At 40.8% G+C, this 22,148-nt stretch carries 17 protein-coding genes and 1 tRNA gene; 3 read left to right on the top strand and 15 right to left on the bottom strand.

Annotation, left to right across the window (positions count from 1 at the left end):
• Positions 1 to 332: 332 nt before the first annotated feature.
• The 12 genes from CLV83_RS11935 to CLV83_RS22695 all read right to left on the bottom strand — a co-directional run bounded on the left by CLV83_RS11935 (position 333) and on the right by CLV83_RS22695 (position 13,599).
• A complete protein-coding gene (locus tag CLV83_RS11935; protein WP_165900294.1) occupies positions 333 to 1,121 on the bottom strand; it encodes a glycosyltransferase family A protein in 789 nt (262 codons plus the stop codon).
• A 50-nt stretch (positions 1,122 to 1,171) separates the two neighbouring features.
• Positions 1,172 to 2,179: a glycosyltransferase family 2 protein gene (locus CLV83_RS11930; RefSeq protein WP_132292349.1), complete on the bottom strand. Its 1,008-nt coding sequence runs from the start codon at positions 2,177 to 2,179 to the stop codon at positions 1,172 to 1,174.
• A complete protein-coding gene (locus CLV83_RS11925) occupies positions 2,172 to 3,317 on the bottom strand; it encodes a polysaccharide pyruvyl transferase family protein (RefSeq protein WP_132292337.1) in 1,146 nt (381 codons plus the stop codon). The genes CLV83_RS11930 and CLV83_RS11925 overlap by 8 nt, the downstream gene beginning before the upstream one ends.
• Positions 3,318 to 3,755: 438 nt before the next feature.
• Entirely contained in the window at positions 3,756 to 5,261 is a 1,506-nt protein-coding gene (locus CLV83_RS11920; protein ID WP_132292317.1) for an oligosaccharide flippase family protein, read from the bottom strand.
• A gap of 22 nt (positions 5,262 to 5,283) precedes the next feature.
• Positions 5,284 to 6,537 (bottom strand): O-antigen ligase family protein, encoded by a 1,254-nt coding sequence (locus tag CLV83_RS11915; RefSeq protein WP_132292314.1) that lies wholly within the window; start codon positions 6,535 to 6,537, stop codon positions 5,284 to 5,286.
• On the bottom strand, positions 6,509 to 6,853 hold the full coding sequence (locus CLV83_RS11910; protein WP_243642373.1) for an acyltransferase: 345 nt from the start codon (positions 6,851 to 6,853) through the stop codon (positions 6,509 to 6,511). Before CLV83_RS11910 ends, CLV83_RS11915 begins: the two co-directional genes overlap by 29 nt.
• A 68-nt stretch (positions 6,854 to 6,921) precedes the next feature.
• Positions 6,922 to 7,857: a glycosyltransferase family 2 protein gene (locus CLV83_RS11905; protein ID WP_132292308.1), complete on the bottom strand. Its 936-nt coding sequence runs from the start codon at positions 7,855 to 7,857 to the stop codon at positions 6,922 to 6,924.
• On the bottom strand, positions 7,847 to 9,151 hold the full coding sequence (locus tag CLV83_RS11900; protein WP_132292305.1) for a right-handed parallel beta-helix repeat-containing protein: 1,305 nt from the start codon (positions 9,149 to 9,151) through the stop codon (positions 7,847 to 7,849). Before CLV83_RS11900 ends, CLV83_RS11905 begins: the two co-directional genes overlap by 11 nt.
• Positions 9,152 to 9,162: 11 nt before the next feature.
• Positions 9,163 to 9,990: a CpsD/CapB family tyrosine-protein kinase gene (locus CLV83_RS11895; protein ID WP_132292302.1), complete on the bottom strand. Its 828-nt coding sequence runs from the start codon at positions 9,988 to 9,990 to the stop codon at positions 9,163 to 9,165.
• 2 nt (positions 9,991 to 9,992) lie between these two features.
• The gene (locus CLV83_RS11890; protein ID WP_132292299.1) at positions 9,993 to 11,537 is read right to left on the bottom strand and encodes a hypothetical protein; all 1,545 of its coding nucleotides are present in this window, start codon (positions 11,535 to 11,537) and stop codon (positions 9,993 to 9,995) included.
• A 13-nt stretch (positions 11,538 to 11,550) separates the two neighbouring features.
• Positions 11,551 to 12,930, bottom strand: a complete 1,380-nt coding sequence (locus CLV83_RS11885; RefSeq protein WP_132292296.1) for an undecaprenyl-phosphate glucose phosphotransferase — start codon at positions 12,928 to 12,930, stop codon at positions 11,551 to 11,553.
• A gap of 159 nt (positions 12,931 to 13,089) precedes the next feature.
• A complete protein-coding gene (locus CLV83_RS22695) occupies positions 13,090 to 13,599 on the bottom strand; it encodes a VPLPA-CTERM sorting domain-containing protein (RefSeq protein WP_207894841.1) in 510 nt (169 codons plus the stop codon).
• Between the two features lie 365 nt (positions 13,600 to 13,964).
• Between CLV83_RS22695 and CLV83_RS11875 the strand changes: the two genes are divergently transcribed.
• Both CLV83_RS11875 and CLV83_RS11870 read left to right on the top strand, forming a co-directional pair.
• Positions 13,965 to 14,597: an XrtA/PEP-CTERM system exopolysaccharide export protein gene (locus tag CLV83_RS11875; RefSeq protein ID WP_165900293.1), complete on the top strand. Its 633-nt coding sequence runs from the start codon at positions 13,965 to 13,967 to the stop codon at positions 14,595 to 14,597.
• Between the two features lie 57 nt (positions 14,598 to 14,654).
• Positions 14,655 to 15,875, top strand: coding sequence for a porin family protein (locus tag CLV83_RS11870; protein ID WP_132292290.1), 1,221 nt, complete (start codon positions 14,655 to 14,657; stop codon positions 15,873 to 15,875).
• A 384-nt stretch (positions 15,876 to 16,259) separates the two neighbouring features.
• Here CLV83_RS11870 and prsR read toward each other — a convergent pair whose 3' ends face one another.
• The 3 genes from prsR to CLV83_RS11855 all read right to left on the bottom strand — a co-directional run bounded on the left by prsR (position 16,260) and on the right by CLV83_RS11855 (position 20,847).
• A complete protein-coding gene (prsR, locus tag CLV83_RS11865; RefSeq protein WP_132292287.1) occupies positions 16,260 to 17,672 on the bottom strand; it encodes a PEP-CTERM-box response regulator transcription factor in 1,413 nt (470 codons plus the stop codon).
• A gap of 1 nt (position 17,673) precedes the next feature.
• Positions 17,674 to 19,719, bottom strand: coding sequence for an XrtA/PEP-CTERM system histidine kinase PrsK (prsK, locus tag CLV83_RS11860; protein WP_132292284.1), 2,046 nt, complete (start codon positions 19,717 to 19,719; stop codon positions 17,674 to 17,676).
• 1,055 nt (positions 19,720 to 20,774) lie between these two features.
• Positions 20,775 to 20,847, bottom strand: a tRNA-Thr gene (locus CLV83_RS11855).
• Positions 20,848 to 21,022: 175 nt separating this feature from the next.
• On the opposite strand from CLV83_RS11855, the gene CLV83_RS11850 reads away from it, so the two are divergent.
• Complete coding sequence (locus CLV83_RS11850; RefSeq protein WP_132292281.1) at positions 21,023 to 22,147, top strand: 4Fe-4S dicluster domain-containing protein; 1,125 nt, start codon at positions 21,023 to 21,025, stop codon at positions 22,145 to 22,147.
• Position 22,148: the final 1 nt, after the last annotated feature.

The raw sequence follows: 22,148 nt of genomic DNA, 5'->3' as shown, positions 1-22,148 counted from the left end.
TGCTCTTAAACGCTCCCCGGGAACCAACTTCTCCTGACCGTACTACCAAGAACCTTATATTTACGGATCGGTAAGGCTTTCTGGTGGATTTGACGAGAGTTAGTTATCCATGGAAAGCTCTCGATCCCTCGGCGCGAGATTTTTTAGCCGAGGGATTTACCTCCGCTGTTAACCTATGTAAGAAGAACCTATATCCATACGGTTTTTCTAGATCAACAGACCAGCGATTAGGGCGAGAAAAAACGTACCACTGTAAGGAGCTGGCTATTTTTCAATAGTTGAACGATCTGTGTCGCACTTATTAGCCAAACAACCCTTAACCTAAGAGGCCATTAAATTTGCGAGCCCCTTTTCTTTACATACCGATTAATATTTGAATATGCTACGTCATTTGAACAAATAGGTAGACCTAACCTGCCGGCTAGACCTTGAGCTTTTTCCTGTAAAGCCGAGATGATACGGAATCGCTTAGATGATTTTTTACTAAATGCATTATTGTCAAATAAAGCACCAGGCGCATTTATTGGGAATAAAAAACTTCCTGCCTTTTCCGAAATATGTACTGGAGTATTGAGTAACTCTCGAGCCTTATTAAACCAAAGATCATCTTGACGTGGCGCCAAATCCATAAATTCTTTTTTATTAATGAAATCCATATCCAAGAGATTCTTGTTATAAACAACACCACCAACACCGGTTGGGACAATATCAAACCCCGTCGCCCCCCCATGCGCAAGCGGCCAGTGAAGATAAGTTTGCGGCCTAGAACTAAATATAGATTTTTTAACCGTCCTCCCTCGCCCACACACCACATGTTTTGGATATTCTGTCGCAGACTCTATAAGACTTGATAACCACCCCCTGCCGTAAATAACATCATCATCACAAGTAACCAAAAGATCGTCATCTTCTACCTGATTAATGATGGGTAATAATTTTCGATAGGGGCCTGTATTTTTTACCCAATACACTTCTAACTTTCCGATAGAAACCATGTCATTTAGCCAAGGCGGTAACACCTTTACTCCACTATCGATAAGATAAGGCTCTTTAGATAGCGATAGATAAATTCTGAACGCGGGATAATCCTGATCCATCAATGACAATAATGTATATTTCAATAATTCCATCCTGGTCGAGGTGGAAGTCAATGAGACTATGACTGACACGATCACTCCTTAATCGTCGGTAATAGATTTAACAACCGTATTTTAACTCTCTTATAGGCGATCCGAACAGCTTGCTTGAAGCTGATATCTATATCAGGTCTAGCAATTACCATGGGTAGAATAATAGACTTAGCCTGAGGGAAGATATCGAGTGAAACTTTAAATTCTTCTGAAAAATCTTCTAATAGTTCTAAATCATTGATTTTGTACTCAGGCCAAGAAAATTGAGTTCGATACAAATCAGCAATGTAAGGTAGCTTAGAAACATCTAAATCACCTACAATATGTGCAGATAAAAGATACGCCTTGAGTAGTTGCGTGAAGGCGAAAGGGTTTGACATTTCAGAGGTGACACTTTCAGCACGATAAACATACTCGTGTAAGATATCTGATAAAACGTAAACACTTTTTGCTTTTAAAAAACACATCACATTAACTATCATATCCTCATTAATTTCCTGGCGCCAAGGAAATGTTATTTCTGTGATCGATTTAATCACATTTTTTTTATAAATTTTATTCCATAATGATCCCGTTCCGAACCTGAATGAACAAAAATCTTCGAAGACATTTTCTTTAAAAGCTTTAGACTTTTTAAATGAAATTTTATTAGCGATGATACGGCGTTGAGTATCGACTCGATCAGAGCCGCAGACGATTATATCCGCCTGAGAGTAACAAGCAGCTCGGACCATATTCATAAACATACTTGGTCTTGCATAGTCATCAGAGTCAAGGAATCCAATCCACTCGCCGTTAGCCTGACTAAGCCCGGCAATCCTTGCACCATGAACTCCAACGTTAACAGGAAGATTTATTAATACCACTCGGGAATCTTTATCCGCTAACTTTTTCATTAACGAAATGGAAGAATCCGTAGAAGCATCGTTAATTAATATAATTTCTAGGTAACGGTAGGATTGGTTTAGGAGTGAATTTACTGAATGCTCTAAGCTCTCACTCGCATTAAAGACCGGTACAATTATCGATACTAGAGGTGAATCATTCATCTCTAATAGCTCCAATGCTTTCTAATAAAAAACTTAAACTCTGTTCTTTAAGCTCCTCGCGCTGCTGGTTTACGAAAGCCCAATCGGGATCAGTACTAAGTAGCCTCTCAGATACGTCAGATACATCAGTAACCAACCGGTTCTCTAGTCCAAACAGAGACAATAACGATTGAAAACGGGAAAGACCTCTATCCACATTACCCAGCGCGATGAATGGCTTGTTAAAAATTATCGCAAATACGGTGCCATGAAATGAATCCGTTAGGATAAAACGACTATTAGCAAACGCATTAATCCATTCTTCTACACTAGGCCAAGGATAATTTTCGGTATCTACCATTGAAATATGATTTGGATCAGAATCAGGCTTAAGTGAGTAGATAGACGCATTCAATTTATTAGCTATAAATTCTTCTACTCCATACTTAACATCACTAGAATCTAATATATATGAGACGATATCGTATTCTCTACTAGCCTTCGCTTCGGGTACTAGCGATAAGTAATCATCTGGATCAAGAAGCAAAGTTGGATCTAACACAAGTGTGCTGTGTTTACTAAGATATTCGCTACATAGCTCGATAGCGCTTTTTTCTCTTACAGAAACCGCATTAAAATTTTCTAATAATTCTTTGCAACGCAGCGACAAATTGACATCGTATTCCCAACAATCGACTCCGAAAGAAGCAGCGTAAGATACTTTCTTGGCGTTACAATCAATATCATCTAAGAAATCAAGAAAAAAATTCAAAATACTTGGAGAATAACGCGGCCTCCACACCTGATCACTACCAACGATTACTGCATGAAAATTCCTATTTTTAAAATAATCCCGTAAGCCTGATTCGCTGGTGATTGGAATCGATAGGTGAATACGTTCTTTCTTAAATCGAATAAGTTCTTTTAAAACGAGGTTTTTTCTTTTATTAGAAAAAAAGTATTTCCTTCTTCCTCTAACTATTTCTTTTGTTTCTCTCAATCTATGTTTTATGGTTTCAAATGCGGAGCACTCGTTTTTAAGCCGGTCGATTGTGATGTAATTAACCTTGTAGGTTCCGAGAACAAATTGAAGTGCATAGGCCTGTAACAGGCCGCCATAGTTATGCCCCAGCGGCTGGGTTAGAATCGCCACATCCATATAGCTTCCCTATATACTTAAGTAAAATCACCTCCGGCAACGCCGGATCACTATCAGGGGACGCAAACGAAAATATATTGCTTACGCACGGACGCCCCATACCCAATTTCAGTTAATGTCGAAGCCATCCCCTTCTTTTTATTATGGTAGCCCCCCTAAACATCAATTCATCCCAGCCAGGCGTTGAAAAAACGTACCTTCTCGCCCCATATCCTCAGCCTACTATCTGCAACTACTTCTAACCTAAGTGTCGAGATTGGACTTTTTTTTAAGCTAGCGAACCACATTTGATTGCTTAAATACGTAGGCAGCACGCACAACGCATGTGAGATTACTGTTCGCTTAGTTAACACCTTCAATATTGAATTCAATTTGCAATTAGGCGATAAGGCCAAAGCCATGAATTAATAACCTTTTAACAAAAAATTTAAGTGACCGCTAAGATTTCATCTTTAAAAAAATAGCCGATAAAGAATTAAAAACATAGATAATAGCCAACCTGAAACCTCTGTTTAAATAAGCGATAATTCCTAAAAAAAATAACGCACCTACGGATAAATAAATTGAAAAAATATAGATATTATAATGATTATCGCCACTATATAAAATTTTATCTAAAAACAGTAATGCAGATACAAAAAATAGTAAATAATAAAAATTAAAGATTGCGACAGATCGTTTAAGTGGTATATATTTTGATACAAACCAGATAAATAATGGAAACCTAAACATTACGCCTGATACTGAGGAAACCATTACAACACCCATCCAGCCCCAATTGGAGCCAATTACACACTCTAAAACAATTAACAGTAGTTGAAACACTCTCCATATCGCTAATTCCTTAACTTTGCCTAGAGTGTTCATACCTACAGAAAGAAAGTTACTAACAGGTCCGAGCACAGATAATATTATTAGATATTGAAAAAGCTCTGACGCTGAAATCCAGGCGTCACCCAGCAACAAGTCAATAATAATATTAGAGTTACAATACAAGATAACTCCGGTCACTACCGACAATAACAAAATTGAGTTATACACCAACATCAATTTGTCAGAGACTCTTTCGTTATTACCTTGCAACTTAGAAAACGCAGGCTGCGTAACCGCTATCATTGGAGTAAGAAATTGTTTACTAAAAATGGTCGCAATATTTAGCGATCTATTGTAATAGCCTAATGACGACAAGCCACCGATATAATGTATAAAGTAACCGACCACATTTATAATAATATAATTAATAATATTTCCTATCAAAACAAAAGAACTGACATTCAAAAACATATAAATTTTAGTAGTACGGTCATAAAATGATGGAAGCCAGCCTGAATAAATCCACCTCAACAAAGACAATATAAAAGGATAACTAACAGTCATATAAACTAAAGACCAATATCCAAGACCGTAAACCGCAGATGAAACACCAATAGCAGAACTTAAAACTTTCGCAGTAAGGTCTAGAATAGAAATCTCTTTAAACTGCATTCCCCGTCTTAATATAGCATCATGCTGTATCGAGGCGCCGGAAAAAATAAAGACAAGACTAGTAGCCGAAAAAACATAAAAGTAGCGGATGTCGCTATAAAAATAGGAGATAAAATATCCTAAAATTATAAATACTATCGTTAGTAAAGAAGAGACACTAAAACTAACCCAAAAAAGATTAGACACTTCTGAATGGTTAACTATCTTTCGCTGAATTATCGCAGTACTTATACCCGCCTCCATCAAATGAGTAGCAATACCAGTGAAAATACTTACATATGCTACTAGCCCATAGTCTTCAGGCGTCAAGATTCGGGCTAAAACCAAAAGCGTGATAAGCTGCGAAAGTACTATTAGTATTTTTGAACTTAATGTGTATGATATCCCCTTAACCGCTCGAGATGTGAGCGTTTCATCGCCATCATTGTCTCCATTATATTTAGTAAATTGAATTTTCATAATCTGCTCGTTCGTTTGGTTTTTACTCTACGGTCTTTGCATTAACGTTCTTTAATGATTTTTTATGCTCGGATGTAAGTAATCCCAATGAAAATCCGGATATAAAATAGAAAAATATTTGAGCGCGGTCAAAATAATCGACCGTAAATGCGGCGATATATAATGATATTAGCGCGATTATATAACCATATATTTTCGCATTGCGGTTATAAGAATACGCCCTCATCATTTTTTTCAAAACAACTACACAGAACAAAAATATAATTAATAACGCCGTAATACCATTTTCTAACGTTAAGTTTAACCAATAGCTGTCAATACTAGGAGCTAACCAATGAGGTCTTGTCCATTCTCCGAACCCGTATCCAAAAAATGGATTTCTCAGTATATCGTCCATTGCGAATTGCCATTGCTGATATCTCGTGAAAGCGGTATTACTATTCAACGTAAACGTTTGTATGAAGAAAAGTATCGGACCTCTATTTGATAGAATTGACAGTATAAAAAAGAGTATTATCCCAGTCCGTATAAAATCTCTATATATGTTTCTGTAGTATGCTGATATTCTTTTTAAAATATAAGCGACCAAAAATACCGCACACATCATAAAAGCGACACTTGAAACTGAAACGACGACTCCAACTAACAATGAAAATACTGTAACAACACGAAATAAACCTTTAGTTGAAACCATAAATATAGGTATAAAAGCAGCCGCTATTACCCCGTATAGAATCGGATGACTAAAGACTGTACTACTTCTATGAATACCGTATCTGAAATAATTATCGCCAAGGTAACTAGAAGTCTCTGTTCCCGATATCTGGGCTCCGAGCAATTGCAGTGTTCTTATTCCATCATTAGCCTCTTTTAAAGCAAAAGGCACCAGGAAGATAAAGATCACACCAACTAATTTTATTAACTTATATTGTAAATATGAATTTTCGAAACAATATCTAGCCAAGATGAAAACAACGTATACCTCTAAAAACAATATTATCCCACTAACAATGTAGGATAATCCATTATTTAATATGTAAGAAAGTGCGGCTAATAAACAAAATAATGCCAGTAATCTATTTTCTTTGTTATCAACGGATTTAAAAATAACGCCTAGATTAGAAAGCATGAATATAATTAATAAAAAACGATAGAATTCTAATCGTAGGCCGTAAAAATCAATATGCAGACTTGCGGGAACGAAACAAGAAATCACAAATAAAAAAGCAATCGTTCGATTAAATTGGCTATTTTTTAATAACGCCATATTTTCCAACTTTAATACCTGTTCGTATGACCTTGGCTGGGTTACCAGCCACTATAGAATTAGGACTAATAGATTTCGTTACAACACTTCCCGCTGCTATTATACAACCATCGTTAATTTCAACGCCGGGTAGTATGATGCTGTTAGCTCCAATAAAACAATTTGAACCAATCTTAATCTTACTATGAAGATTCCTAGACATATCATGTGTAAGTAAAACAGCACCAAAAGCTATATGCGTGTATTCTCCAATAGTTATACCTTTAGGATTCGTTCGATCAAGTTTCGCTTTAAAAGAGATCAGAGCAGTGTCAGATATATTCATCTTCCATAAGACATTAAAGTACTTAGTTCTAAGCTTCAGTAATAAATGTCTAAAATCTTTCCGTATAATTAGGGGTAGCATCTAATCAAACCTAAATTAATTATAGCTATAGCGAGTGGCTTGTAATAATTTATCATAACAAAATTTCCATACCTTATACTTTTAAAAGAAACACAAAACGCATTTTTAATTTTTCTTCGTTGCAGAAGGTAACGTACTGATTCTATAAAGTGTACGTATAAATTATTATATTTATCACTGTCACTATTAGCATGCGGATAATTTATTATTGGTATTTTAGAATTTACTTTCCGTCTTTCGTAAGCTTCTAGTTTAATTTTTGAAATCATTGTATTACGTTTTTTTCTTTTCATCCTCGTGATCGAAGATGGATGTACTCGATAGTTGTAAAGAACGTTTTCAATAACAGATATATTATATTTTTCGCCTACTCTTAAGATAAAATCCAATCCTTGACCTATCCTTAAAGTGCGATCGAACCTAACCTCAGAAACCACGACGGCTTTTATAAACATAGTAGGATCATGAGAGGGCATTTTATATTGGGCTACAAGTTCCTGGCATTCATTAATAGTTAAATCCGTACCACGAGGACAACAACTTTCGTTATCTATAATTAATTGATACCCCGACATTATAAGATCTACTGACGGATTTAATTCGATGAAACTAACTAATAATTTAATTCTGTCTGGATGCGATGTATCATCAGCATCCTGCATCATATAAAAATCGCCATCCGTAGCTTCGATTATTTTATTTAGGCATACTGACTTCCCTAGATTTTCACTATTTTTAATAAGCTCTATACGCCTATCTTTAAAACCTTCTATTTTATTTACTGTCTGGTCCGTACTACAGTCATCGCATATAACGACTTTAAAGTTTTTATATGACTGAACCAGTATGCTCTCGATTGTTTCACAAATATATTCTTCCGCGTTGTAGGCGGCGATCATCACGATTACTAATTTATCGTCCATCGCAATGAGCCTCTACTTTTTTACGGTAGTCCTTTAATAAAGATATTACTTCATCGTAACTAGTCGTTTCTTTAATCCCTAGATGGCCTGGGTTCAACGCGTCTATATTAGTGGGATAGTTAATTTTCTTATTAGTTCTTATTTCTGTACTATCAATACCTATATAATTATGAGCACAATTTTTACGTAGAATATTATTCGCGCTCGCATCTCCATTTTTTGCCGGCATAACTCTTATTTCAGCAGGACCTACTCTGTCTTCAAACGGATCAAAAACAACATTTCGCATGATCTCAGAGTTGGTAATTCCGTACATCGACAATCCATGCCAATGATTTACTACTACAAAGTTATCTCTTATTTCCCAATTATCGTACATACCATCAAACAACCCTATTCCCTGGTTATTTGAATATAAAGTCCCATTAGAATCCGTCCGTGCTACTATCACATTATTAATCAGTCGATTTCGCCTAATCGCCTCTTCATTTCTTTTAACCCAGGCCTGAAAACCATCATCATGATTTTCATCGACATCGAATGAATTAATTATCACATTACTTTCAAAGGTATTATCATCCCCAATACTCCTGATCCCATCTCCCCTGAATCCGTTGATAACATTTTCTTTAACAAGGGTGTCTTTTCCAGATATAGTCACGGCAAATGACGTGTTTATTATAATATTACCTATATACCTTGATTGTTCAGCATCAGAATCGATCCCTTTCACCAGATCAAATTTAAGCCAATCATCTACGCTCCATTGATCTCTACCAAATTTAGAATATAGGAGACTATTTTTGAGCGTTATATTCTTCGACGGTCCTGTCCAATCGTGTGTAACAGCGCTAAATAAATTATGTTTACTTTCATCATGCGTAACGCTTCGGGTTATTGTTAAGCCCTCTATTTTAATATTCCCCGAAGACTTTATATAAACCGAATCGAATACTGCTTTATATGGATATTCAGATTTTATAGTTAATTCTTTTTCAAAAATCTTAGAGATAATTTCAAGCCTACCGTAGAATCCAGGTTTTAATATGAGTGTAATGCTTTCGCTCTCAACACTAGAAACAGAAACGACTCTCGGCCTATCGGCATTATATGGCAGTTTCCATTTCCCGAAGGCTACATGAGAGTTTTTTATAGAACCCTGTATCGTTTTCCAAGGATAATCTTTGCTACCGTTATTTTCATCGCTTCCATTTGTAGGGTCGATATAGTATGTCGTATCAGCTAGAAGCGGCCTGGCTAATAATATAAGCACTAATAAAGCTACTAGTTTCAAAATGTTAGCCCCTAATAAACGTTAATCTTTTTAAAAGCTCTATCTTTATTCAAGATTGTTCCAATAAGAGGTCTGACCTTCGCCATACTCAACGATTCTTCTATTTCATATTTGTTATTTTTGCCGCTCTCAACTACCAACAAAGAACAGTCAACATAGGGTAAAAATACAAGAGCGTCGTCGGAAACAAGATATGGTGGTAAATCGAAGATAACTAGCCGCTTCTGATATCGTGACTTAAGTTCTGCCACTAACTCTTTTACTTTTAAGCTTGCTAACGTTTCGGATGAGTTTACTATCCTCTTACGTCCTGGAATTACAGATATACGTTCGATACCGGGATTAAACATAATCTCACCTAAAGATACATTGCTTCCAAGGTGATCCGTTATCCCGTACTTGGGTTCAATACCGAAGTAACGGTGTATTGATGGTTGCCTCAAATCCATATCTACAAGCAATACCGTTTGGTTTGCTTCCAAGGCAATGCTGACAGCTAAGTTAACCGCTACTAGAGACTTTCCTGCGCCAGGAGTGGGCGCAGAAATAGCCAAACTAGTCCAGTCATTAGCTCTCATCTCAGAGAGAACTTTTGTTCTCAACATAGAGAATGCGATCGAATCCGGGTTCTCTTTCTCTAAAGATACAACCCGATTTTCCAACATTGCAGACCGATCAACGTTGATGACTCTTGTCGTTGTGTATTCGATAGGTTTTATATTTTCTTTTCTTGAATTGTCTATTACTGTATCTCTAGAGCCGGATACTAAGTTTTTTTCAACTATGTCTGGATCTTTTTTTGCGGCCTTATTAACAACGTCTATAATTGAAGTCGACATTATTAAGCCCCCGTTAAATTGGATAATTTAAAAATAATTTTCAAATAAATAACATCTAAAGGCATATATAGAAGATGAACCGCTAAAGCCCCCCCTATAGAAAGAACAAATATAACCAATAGGGTTCGACTTAATTTTTTCTTTTTCGCTAACACTTCGGCTTTAGTTTCTATATAGCCAACAACAGCTATCGGGGGAGCTCCGATTAGCTTTTCCAACTCTTTCTCATCCCTTATGCTTCGATCCATAAAGCCGATCAATAACACAAGCCCTAACGGGATTGCGAGACTCCCGCCTACTCCTGCAACCAACAACTTTTTACGATCCGGACTAAACGGCCGGTCCGGTAATTGAGCAGGCTCAAGTATCGAGAACCTCTCTGCTTTACTACCCTGTTCTAGACTCTCAGCCATCTGAGCCTGCATTGTATTAGCAACTACTTTATCGTATTGTGCTTTGATGACGTTATAGTCTCGATTTAAGGAGACTAAGCCGCGCTCAACCTGAGGAATTTTTATAATCTTTGTCTCTAAATCTTCGATCTCTATTTTTTTTTCACTAATTTCGTTTTCTAAAGATACAATTCTTAGTTTTCCTTCCTCAACACGTTCTTCAATTAGATTGTTACTATGATTTTCCAAGCTTGTTGTTACTGGACGATACGATTCAAGCTGCGTTTTCATGCTAACAACATCGGGATGAGTATCGGTATACTTGGTTCGTAACGCTTGATAATCGGCACGAAGCTTTGCCAAGACTGGGTCGGTTAAACTTCGATTGACTGGCTGCTCTGCCAATTGAATTTCCAGCAGATCTATCTGATTTTTTGTTGACTGAATCTCTCTCTGCAATTCCGCTGCGGTAGTTTTAGCCCGGTCTAACATAGATACGTAAAGATCTAGGTGTTCGGGAAGGGCATCTTTATTTTTCGCTTTAAATTCCGCTATTGCCTGCTCAATTTCAGATAAGCGATGCTCCATTTTCGTGGCCTGGGATTCTAAAAAGCTTGTAGTTTCAGATGCCCTCTCGGTTCTCGCTGTAACATTCTCATTTAGAAACAAGGTAACTAAATCATTAGCGACATTCTGTGCCACCGTTGGGTCTTTTGCATCAAAGCCCACACGAAATGCTATTACAGTTGCGTTACGTCTACGGTTATCACTGTTAATCAACTCTACGGTGATATCGTTTCGGATCTCGGTAAGGAACCCGGATACTGTTTTCCCTTCTCTACTTTCAGTCAACGAAGGATACTTGTTCACAACTTCCAAAAGCTTTGCGCGAGTCATGACACGCTGCTTGATAATTTGTATACGCTCAGCCGCAATAGAAGTAACGGTAGATCTAACAAGATCATCCGGAATCTGCTGAGTTTCGACCAAAACCACAGACTGAGAGCGATAAACAGCGGGTATTAAGTTAGAAACAATGAAAGCTATCGTCGCCAGTGCGAATATCGCTATAATCACCAAAACCTTATAACGGTCGAAGGCCGCCAAGTATTTCTTTGGAATTTCAATACCCTGTTCTTCTTCATCACTATACATATGGCAGTCGACCCTAATAAGCGCGCTTGTTAAATAGCGTTAAAACCGTTCGAAAGATAATTTCTAGATCCAACCACAACGACCAGCTGTTGATGTATTCAACGTCGGCTTCAACACGTTTTCGCATCAGCTCGTCTGTTTCTGTTTCGCCTCGGTAACCACGCACTTGTGCCAGGCCAGTGATACCTGGCTTAATTCGGTGCCGGTCCATATATGCATCCACTTTTTTTGAATAATGCTGGTCATGTTCTATTGCGTGAGGACGAGGGCCAACAATCGACATGCTGCCGTCAAGAACATTGAACAGCTGAGGAAGCTCATCGATACTGGTTTTTCGAATAAAGCGACCAACACTGGTAATTCTTGGATCCCCTTTCGTCGCTTGCTGAATAAAACCTTCATCTGGCTGATGGACCCGCATACTCCTGAACTTCCAAATCTGGAATATCCGCCCGTCCCACCCCGTTCGATTCTGCCGATAGAAAACAGGTCCAGGCGACGAAAGACGCACAGCGACAGCAGTGGCTATCATTACTGGCGCGAAAATCATTAGAGCAAAAACGGCGAAAATTCGGTCAAAGAGATCTTTCTTTAGACGGTGCACACCTAAAAGAGGGGTTTCTGAAAGAGATATAACAGGAGAGCCCGATAGTTCGCGAAAGCTCGGATTAATCAACTTGAGAGAGCCGAAGTCAGGCACCCAAAGAACATCAAAGTTGTAGGGCGCTAACTTGCTATACAATGTATCAACCAAGTGAGTGTCCTTCAGAGGAAGGGACAGATAGATCTTGGACACACCACTTTCTTTTAACTCAGTAATCACCTTTTCACTCAGTCCGTGACTCGAACCAAGTTCTGGACCGGCATCTACAAGATAGGTGCCGACCACCTTCTCTTTAAGCCATGGATTGTTACCAATTTTAAGCGCAATTGACGCTGTGCTGGACGACTTGCCAATCGTAGCCACACGCACGCTTTCTGCTTTGATTCTTGTTGATAGGAGCCTAAAGAGTATGTGACTTAACATCTGAAGCAATATCGAACCACCAAAGAATGCAATCAGCATCTCTCGGTCGATGTCATCCAAGATGTTAAGCAGGTATACGATAGAGAGTGAGATAGTCGCTACAACCGTCCAAGACCGAATAAGATCCCAGGATTTTTTTAGATAACCGCGGTTGCGCCGGTAGATCCCCTGGTTATCGAAAACAAGGGCCATCAAAATCAACGTCAATAGAAGTACGATAAGATGATTAAGTAGAAAATTGCCGTCAAAGGCAGTAGCTACTAACCAGAAGACTAACATGACAACTGTCACATCCACTCCAGCCTGAATCATTACTGATATCGGGCTTCGACGTTGGAGCAATGAGCGTCCTGCAAAATTTTCCATATTAAATCCAACGTTTGTCGACGCGTATAGATGAGCTTATAGCTCATTACTTTCCCATATTTTTTGCAGCGCCTGTCAGCCGACTCTGAAAAATAGAAATACAAAGAAGAGCTCCGCCCTTCCTTGTATTTCGTACTCTATTCCAGTTACCTCTTCGTCTTACGAAACCTTACGACGTGCCTGAAAACCGGCAAAGCCTATGAGGGCGGTTCCAAAAAGAAGGGCTGCTGCGGGAATCGGGACAGCAGATACTCGCAAATGAGCCTGATCGAATTCTCCAAAAACTGTGACTCGATAAGTACCAAGAGACGCTAAAACTGAGGCTTCGTTAACGAGATCAGTACTTGTGAGGCTATCAATTACACTCCAGCTCAAGCCACTATCGGCTGAAAACTCGAGAACCCAGTTAACGACGACCGATACAAACTCACCAGTCGCGCTATCATAACGTTCTGTTGGGTTAACCCAGCCAGTGAAGTCAATGGTTTGAAGATTCGAGTCTGCGACATCAAAATCCCACGTCACTTCCTCATAATCACCCAACGGATCATCACCCTGAAAATTAAAGGATAGCGGTGAGCCGTATTCCAGCGTTGCAGAGTGCGCTGGCATTACAGCAACGGCAGATAGCATAGCCAGGCAAGCCATCAATATTTTTGTAGCATTCATAATAGGAAGTTCTCCATTCAATCCAAGTCCATGTGCTCGCCTTTTAATTTAAAGGGGCACTTAATTTACTTATCCGCGTTGACAACCAGACCCGCGCGGTTCGCTAGTAGCCAAAATCAGGCCAACACATAGATTCTCAATATAAATCAATAGTTTAGACTTTTATCTGACGATACAGTCAACGAATTGGTTCCAGATGTAAAGTTTATCGACGCCACCCAACACGCACACTCAAAAATTATTTATCTGCGTTTTAATTACATGCCAATTAACTAGACCTAAAATAAATCCTGGGTTAGGATTTTTCCGTGAAGGTGTGATTAGTTGCTTTCAATTAAATGGATTTAATACATGAGTATTTTCGCATGAAACCAATTATTGGCTCATTTTTACTGACTGCGGGATGTGTTTTGGCCTCCGCCTGTACCACGACTTCTCCCTCACCGCCTTCCGAGCATAACGGACTTACCGATAGCACCTTAGAGTCAAAGCCCTTCACCATTGGTGAGCGCGATGTACTCGACATACGGGTGTGGAACAACCCCGAGCTATCTGTCGTTACTGCACTTCGCCCGGACGGTTTCGTAACTCTTCCTCTATTAGGGGACATACAGGCGAAAGGCGATAAACCAAGCTCGCTTGCTTCCGAGATCCAGGTGAAGCTGGAAGAGTTCGTCAGAGACCCCCAAGTCACGGTGATAGTTAAAGAGATCAACAGTGACGAATTCACCCGCAGAGTTAGGATCACCGGTGCAGTAGACTCACCACTCACCGTGAAGTGGTCAGAGGGAATGACCGTACTAGATTTGGTATTGCTTGCCGGCGGTACCAACGATTTTGCCGATAGATCAAGCGCCCGGCTTGTTAGAAAACAGGCTGATGAGAGTGTTAAATTTTTCGACGTGGACTTAGACGCACTTATTGAACAAGGTGATCTCAGGTACAACTATCCGCTCTATCCGTCGGATATTATTACAGTCCCAGAATTAACGTTCTAAGCGGAAAAGCCTGTGATCTCCTGTAACCTCAGACTGCCACTACAGTCGTCTGTTTTCATGGCGATTGCTATCGGATTACCTGTGAATGCGGCCGAATTTAGCATCGAGATAGACTCGGCACTCTCTAATAACGCGACTCAGGTGAATGAAGGCACTATAACGGAAAGACAAGATAAGCTTTCTCTATCTGCAGCACATGCTTTTGAAAACAGCGATCAGTTGCTGGAGTTAAGCTATGGGCTAACTTATTTCAATTACGCGAAAAGCTCTCAGGATAATGACACGAAGCTAACCGGGACCCTCGATTACAATTACAATTTTAGTCCCTTAACACAGTTTCAGTTATCTCATATATCCTCGCTGTCACTGATTGATCCAGCGGCACCCTCCAGCCCAGGAAACTCTGCCACTACCCACCATCTGACGACAGCGCTTTCTAAAGATATCAGACTCACATCAATCGACTCTTTAAATTTTACGCCTCGCGTAAGCCTTAATCGAAACGAGGATCGTGCTGAACTGGATAGCGAAGAGTTAGGTATTGACCTATCAGCGCTGCGATTGCTTTCCCCCTTAAACCGCGCTTCACTCAATGCGTCTTTCAGCAGAACCGAATACGAATCCGTACCAAGCACGGATAGAGCCTCCTGGGGCATCGCTTTTTCACGTGAACTACGAAGTGTTTCTTACTTCATCGAGGGTGGCTACATGTACTCTGATGCAGGTTCTAAAGACTCGATCGAAACACCGACATTCGAACTGGGGCTTAACTTTACTGGTGGACATAATGAGCTCCAATTCTCCGCATCCAGACAGGTGACCGACACAACGTCAGCCAGCGCGGATCCCGATGCACTTTTGGACAATTTCTCCAACAGAAGTCTTGTAGAGGAGTTCATTCAAGAGCGCTATAGGATCTCATATTTGTATACTGGACTCTGCGGTCTTTGTACCAACAACACGACGGTCGCATTTTTCACCGAACGATATGAGAATAGCCAGTTAGATTCGGACACCTTGAGTCTTTTACACACTTTCAGTTATCGCCTCAGCTCCAGGAAGACTGCATCGTTTCGTCTAGGCTACTCGGAGTACAAGACACCGGATTCCCAGGCAACCAGTTGGGAAGAGGTGAAAACAGACCTTTCGCTCTCTTCTCAGCTAACTAGGCATTTTTCATTGAGCGTTTACAGCTCTTATCAGGATCGTAACGCGTTTCTTCCAAGCAACTCCTTCGAAGAATTTAAAGTCGGCATACGTGCTAAAAGAGAATTTTGAGGTCTCATTATGCCCGATATCAGATCTCGTATACCCCTTGTGGCTATCGGCTGCATCTTAGCTGCAACGCTTATCATCGGGATGCTGACTGACATCGTCACTTTGCGCATTCCCAACCCCTTTGACAAGCTAATCCACTTATCACTTTTCGTAGGCCTAACTATTGGAACACTTAGCATCACTTCGAAACGTTACCGCATCGTTTTAACTGCTTTAGTTATAATATTCGCTTTAAGCTCAGAAGCTATTCAACATATAGCAACAACAGGTCGGGAATTTTCAGTCTACGATTCCATATCTAATATAATGGGTGTTCTAATAGCTATTTTTTATCATTTAATTTTTCGCGTTAAAAAAAGATCAAAAACACTTCTCTCATAACGCTCAAGAAACCAGACTATATTTTTTCATTAGGTCATAGAGTGTCGGTCTCGATACGCCGAGAACCTTAGCCGCTTCTGAGATAGATTTAGTTCTATCAAGAGCCTGTTTAATCGTCACTACTTCGGCTTGTCTTCGAACATCCTTAAGATTTAATGTTGTATCTAACATTACATTAAGAGTGCTATCATCAACGGCATTATCTTCTTTTTCGGCTAAAGATCCTTCATCCTCTTCAACCGGGAAGCCCATATCTTCAGCGGTCACCAACGAATTTTCAGCCATTACTGCTGCTATGTTAACTCTGCTTTCTAACTCTCTAATATTTCCAGGCCAATCGAACTCGATAATTTCTTTCTGTGCTTTCGGTGTAAATCCTGTTATGGCAGGATTATATTTTTTCTTTGCTTCATTTAGGAAAGAGTTAGCAAGGGATAATTTGTCTTCTCTCCTATCATTAAGTGAAGGTATCTTTATAACGTATTCGCAAATGCGGTAGTAGAGATCCTCTCGAAAATCACCATTAGCAACCATCTCTAGCAGGTTTTTATTAGTCGCGCACACAACGCGAACGTCGACGGGGATATCTTTCGTACTACCTAATTTCTGTATTTTTCGTTCTTGAAGAAAACGGAGTAAACTCGCTTGGATACTTAAAGGCATATCTCCTATTTCATCAAGAAATAGAGTGCCGCCGCTAGCACTTTCAATCTTCCCTTCACTTCGCTTTATTGCACCGGTAAATGCTCCTTTTTCGTAACCATATAACTCACTTTCGATTAGGTTCTCTGGTATCGAAGCACAGTTTATCGCCATAAACTTACGGTCACGTCGATCACTATTACGATGGATCGCATTCGCCAATACTTCTTTACCTACACCACTCTCTCCTAACAGGGTACAGGTTATGTCTGTCGGAGCCAGTTTCTTTATAGTTTTACATACTTTGATCATCGCCTCATTCTTTGTATGAAGTTCTGATACTAGATCATTCGCGTCGATATCTCCGTGCTGTATGCCGGATTGTAGATTAGATATCCTGAACCCCCTCTCTACTATGAAATCCAATGTTTGAGGGGAAACCGGCTTCTGGAAAAAATCTTGGGCTCCTAGCGATATTGCACGAATCGCATTTGCATGATCACCACGCCCAGTCATCACTATCAACTTGCCATTTGGATGTACACTAAGTATCTCAGAGATACATTTCATGCCAGCCTCAACGCCTTCAGGCTCAGGAGGAATACCCAAATCTTGTAATATCACAGCTGGTCTGTATTTTTTTACAATAGCGATTGCTTCATCACAGGTGCTCGCTTCGAGAAATTGATAATCACTAAAGTGCCATTTCAATTGCTTTCGGAGTATTGGATCATCCTCCACAACGAGCAACATAGGTTTAAATTTATTAGTCATACTACAGTCCTTTGCTTTCAACTATTTCTTCTCGCTCTTCAACTAAAGGCAGCTGGATCACGAACTCCGTTCCTACCCCAATCTCACTTATAACTTCTAGAGCACCTCCGATCTGCTCTACGTATTGCTTTGTGAGGAAAACCCCTAAACCCATACCCGATTCTTTCTTGGTTGTTTCAAAAGGTTTGAAAAGTTTTGTCTGGATAAATTTCTGTGACATGCCGGTGCCATTATCACGAATAGTAAAAACAGCCCAAGGCCCCTCCATCTTAGCTTCTACAAAAATCTTTCCGAGCGCATCACTGGCATCTTGGGCGTTTTTTATAAGATGCGATATCGCCATAGATAGTTTTTGTTTATCACAGAGAATTCGCTTCGCCATACGTTTTTCAAAAGCGAATTCTGGTTCAGGAAAGCCTTTTTTAGTAGAGGACTTAACTGCCGTAATCAAATCATTTATCGTACAAAGCTCTTGTGCCTCAGCTCTCCCGCTATTTAACCTGCCAGTCAAGGTATTCAGTCGCTGCGAAGCATTTTCAACGGTTTCAAAGGTATCATCTATAAATTCAGGATTCGTTCTATATTTCGCTGCGTTGGTTACGATCATCGACAGCTGGGCCGTGACATTATTTAAATCATGTACAAGAAACGTACTCATTTGCGAGTACGTTGCCAGCTGAGCTTGAATTTCTTCACGCTTTTCATATATGTGAAGTTGAAGATAGCCCGCTATTTGTCCACTAACATTACGGATAATGTCCAAATCCTCCCAATCGATAAGGTGCTCATTCTTATTATTTACGATTGCAGCAAACCCGATTACTTTATTACCTATTTGCAAGGGGATCACCAACCAGAGTCCTTTGATCTTGCTTAACTCTAGTGGCAGTTCATGATTAAACTTAGCTAGTTTACTTCCGGGAGATGCACTCGGGCAGAAAATCCAATGATCAGAATAAAACCTATTGAGCATAGCACCGTATAAGCTTATATTTTTTCTAAACTCGAATAAATTAGAGTGGGCTGCTAGACGAAAGTTGGCACCTTCCTTCAACCAAAGCCCGCCCTCTTCACCGCTCACCACATCTATAATAGAGTTTAAAGCAACCTCTTCAAATCGCTCACCTTCATCAAATTCAGATAGCGATTTATTAATTTTTATCCACTCTGATCGATAGTCGTACTTATGACTAAAGAAATTTTTATTTAGGAATACTCTCGCTTTACTTCTAAATTTTATCGACATTATTGAAAATATTGCCAAACCAGAAAGTATAAAGAGAGTCGATGACATTAACGCATTAACTAAAAATCCGTTACTGGCATTTATTAATGAATAAAATATAATTATAAGCGACACTATAAGTCCGGTGGAAAATATAATAGACCCATAGTATGCAGCGGTTTGTGAAATTTTTACTCTCGAATTCCAAGTACGTGTGCCATCGAAAATTGACAGCCAAATGAGAGCTAATATAGATATAAAACAATAGCTAAAGCTGCGCATCAGGACACCAATATTTTCTTGCTCGTACACAAAGGCGATTGTGTATCGGCTGATATCCACGATGAATAAAACGGCGATCATAAGTAAAAGAACGAACGCCTCTGTATCGAGGCGTTGTGATTTGGTAAGCCTCTCAAGCGTGTACAGCAGCATAAAGCTTGTCGCTAGTAACACGGGTAATTCTACCCAAGGCAATAAAAAACTATTATCGCTATCGAGCAGTAAAACGGAAAACGAAATCGTCCAAGTGGACCAGAAGGCAACAAAAAAGACTTTTCTTCTGAAGTCTATTCTTATAGCAACGCAAAGGAAAAGAACTGACCAGACCGAAAAATTTAACAGTTCGGTTGTTATGGGATTTAACCCTAAAATATCAAGCGCAGAGGTATTCGAGACCGCCAGTAATACGATCACCGTATTAATGAGGAGTGCTGTGAGCGCAAGATAAGCTGTATTACTTGCCTTAAAGACACCCGCAACAAAAACTGTCCCTAGCGTGGCTACGGCTGCTGCCGCTCCAAATTCGCTCATCCATTCCATTGGATTGAGATACTCTTCTTTTACTTTAAATAAATAAAAATATTTTTAATATTCTATAAACCTTAATCCCTGCTATCAGGTGAATTTAGCCTACAGAAAATTATCATAAAATTACGAATACAGATTAATCTGTACATTTAGCATATATTTTTAGTATATTCAATATAATAAATTTCAAAATATTACAAAAGTTAAGTTTCAATCATCGTTTCAACTTCTATTTCAATAACATAGATAACAGTCACTATCAATTTCGGTAAAGCCCAAGTTAGGCCAAAGGACAGGGCCTCTTAAACTTTGTTGATGGAAAGGGCTCCTTAGGATATCTATTTGCTCATATGCATGTTGTCTAGCAAAAGCGCAGGCTACGGCGGAGGTTTTTGATTGATGCTCCTTTCAAGCCTTGAATAGTTTCTAAATTGCCTTGCTGCTTCTGAACATAGGTTACCAATTCGATGGCCAATCCAACTCTATCAGCTTGGAGAAATCCGAAAATTTAGCCCTGGCCCCCTGCTCGATAAAACCGCATGTCAGCAATGACGTGCAACTACGCATGGAGCACTCAGGTTCGATCTCGGACTGTTAGATGTTCCAACCCGGTCAGAAATCGTGGCAGAGCCGCAAGATGCGTTCGTCAACAGCTTTGAGGATAGCATGCAAAACAACGCCAGGATCATCGGACTATGGTCCAGGGTACTTGTCGCTACACTGGTTTCTGCTCAGCCAACCTGGAAGGTGAGCAGGTATTCAGCGCAGGTGATCCATCACGATTTTTCGAGAAGGCCAGATGCTGGTCGAATTTGATAGGCGGCTACCATTAACTGCTTTCATCGCTTAACAGCGCCGCTATATTCCCTGAGCCTGGGGGAGCCAAACTTGACATCATACCCGCCAGTAGCTGGCGGACTACGTTTCAAACAATCTACCACGGATACCCGCTAGCCCGAGCTGGAGAGGTAGGCCCCCTGTTCGCTACAGGTGACCTCTAGTCTGTTGTTCAGTATTTAAAGCCGCTTCATGGAATGCGGCCTTGCTAACTACCTCGGTGTCTCTGATGCCGTTGAAAGGACTTGAACCTTCGACCTGCTCATTACGAGTGAGCTGCTCTACCAGCTGAGCTACAACGGCGCTTAGCTAACGGAGGAAAATATTAGCAATGGCGCATAAATCGAACAAGAGAGCGCTTGTACAGCCCGGCACAACCTTCTATTTTATGTGGAATTAGCCTGTTTTCAGGTTTCGCTGCAAATCCATCAGTACCAGTAATAATAAGATAAGAATAATTTTGGGGGATTAGGTTGCAATGAGAGAGGCCGTCGATACTCCCGGCTTCCTGCCGATGGAGCGCTTCCAGCAGCTACTGGATCTATTAAGCCAGAGCGGCTACCGTTGCGTGGCTCCGCAGGTCAAGGACAGCGCATTACTGTTCGAGACGATAGAACACATCAACGCCCTGCCCCGCGGTATTGAGCAAACTCAGGCGCCCGGTCACTACCGGTTGCAGCAAACCGATTCTCCTCGCCACTTCAGTTGGGCTAATGGTCCTCAGGCATTAAAGCCCCTGACCTTTGCTCCCCGCGAGAACCTCTGGTATTCCGAAGTCACTGCCGACGGCGGTTTGCGCTTTCGAGAAGCGCCGACCGAAACCGAGCCCCTGGCCGTGATCGGAGTACGCTCCTGTGATCTTGCGGCGTTAAAGCTGCAGGAGCAGCACTTCCAGGGTGGTCAGGTTGACCCTTACTTTCTAGCTCGCCGCCAGCGTCTGTTCTTAGTCGCGATTAGCTGCACGCACCCCGCAGATACCTGTTTCTGCGCTGCCACCGGCGACGGGCCGGAAGTACGTAACGATTTCGATATTTCTCTGTATGAAACGGATCGGGGCTACTTCGTCAGCGCCGGGAGCATCAATGGAGAAAAAATCGTTCAGCGACTGTCTCTGGAGACGGGAGATCCAAAGGCTTTCAGTCAAGCTCGTAAAGAGGTCGCCGATTCAGCCGCTCGGCAGTCACGTCAGCTACCGGGCGAGAACCTGCAGCACAGTTTATTCACCAACCTGGATCACCCGCGCTGGCAGGAGGTTGCCGAACGTTGCCTGAGCTGCGGCAACTGTACCCAGGTCTGCCCAACCTGCTTCTGCCACAGTGAAAACGATGTACCGGACGTCTCTGGCGTGAAAACCGGCCATGAACGTCAATGGGACTCCTGTTTCAGCCCCGGCCACAGTTACCTGCACGGCATCACCCTGCGCCAGGAAACCTCACAACGCTATCGTCAGTGGCTGACCCATAAATTCGGCAGTTGGCACGAGCAGTACGGTCGTAGCGGCTGCGTCGGCTGTGGCCGCTGCATCGCCTGGTGCCCGGTAGGGATTGATCCGACCGAGGAGCTCGCTGCCATCTGCTCCCCCTCTACCGGCAAGGCAGACTGAC

The sequence above is a fragment of the Marinobacterium mangrovicola genome, from assembly GCF_004339595.1.
GTDB lineage: Bacteria > Pseudomonadota > Gammaproteobacteria > Pseudomonadales > Balneatricaceae > Marinobacterium_D > Marinobacterium_D mangrovicola.
The sequence above is the reverse complement of the archived record's forward strand: the minus strand, read 5'-3'. Positions and strand labels throughout refer to the sequence as shown.

Excerpts from the sequence above, each read along its gene's own strand:
- CLV83_RS11930 (WP_132292349.1), bottom strand. The coding sequence starts at position 2,179 with ATGAATGATTCACCTCTAGTATCGATAATTGTACCGGTCTTTAATGCG.
- prsK (WP_132292284.1), bottom strand. The coding sequence starts at position 19,719 with ATGGAATGGATGAGCGAATTTGGAGCGGCAGCAGCCGTAGCCACGCTA.
- CLV83_RS11920 (WP_132292317.1), bottom strand. The coding sequence starts at position 5,261 with ATGAAAATTCAATTTACTAAATATAATGGAGACAATGATGGCGATGAA.
- CLV83_RS11885 (WP_132292296.1), bottom strand. The coding sequence starts at position 12,930 with ATGGAAAATTTTGCAGGACGCTCATTGCTCCAACGTCGAAGCCCGATA.
- CLV83_RS11905 (WP_132292308.1), bottom strand. The coding sequence starts at position 7,857 with ATGGACGATAAATTAGTAATCGTGATGATCGCCGCCTACAACGCGGAA.
- prsR (WP_132292287.1), bottom strand. The coding sequence starts at position 17,672 with ATGACTAATAAATTTAAACCTATGTTGCTCGTTGTGGAGGATGATCCA.
- CLV83_RS11890 (WP_132292299.1), bottom strand. The coding sequence starts at position 11,537 with ATGTATAGTGATGAAGAAGAACAGGGTATTGAAATTCCAAAGAAATAC.
- CLV83_RS11850 (WP_132292281.1), top strand. The coding sequence starts at position 21,023 with ATGAGAGAGGCCGTCGATACTCCCGGCTTCCTGCCGATGGAGCGCTTC.
- CLV83_RS11895 (WP_132292302.1), bottom strand. The coding sequence starts at position 9,990 with ATGTCGACTTCAATTATAGACGTTGTTAATAAGGCCGCAAAAAAAGAT.
- CLV83_RS22695 (WP_207894841.1), bottom strand. The coding sequence starts at position 13,599 with ATGAATGCTACAAAAATATTGATGGCTTGCCTGGCTATGCTATCTGCC.
- CLV83_RS11870 (WP_132292290.1), top strand. The coding sequence starts at position 14,655 with ATGGCGATTGCTATCGGATTACCTGTGAATGCGGCCGAATTTAGCATC.
- CLV83_RS11925 (WP_132292337.1), bottom strand. The coding sequence starts at position 3,317 with ATGGATGTGGCGATTCTAACCCAGCCGCTGGGGCATAACTATGGCGGC.
- CLV83_RS11875 (WP_165900293.1), top strand. The coding sequence starts at position 13,965 with ATGAAACCAATTATTGGCTCATTTTTACTGACTGCGGGATGTGTTTTG.
- CLV83_RS11910 (WP_243642373.1), bottom strand. The coding sequence starts at position 6,853 with ATGAATATATCTGACACTGCTCTGATCTCTTTTAAAGCGAAACTTGAT.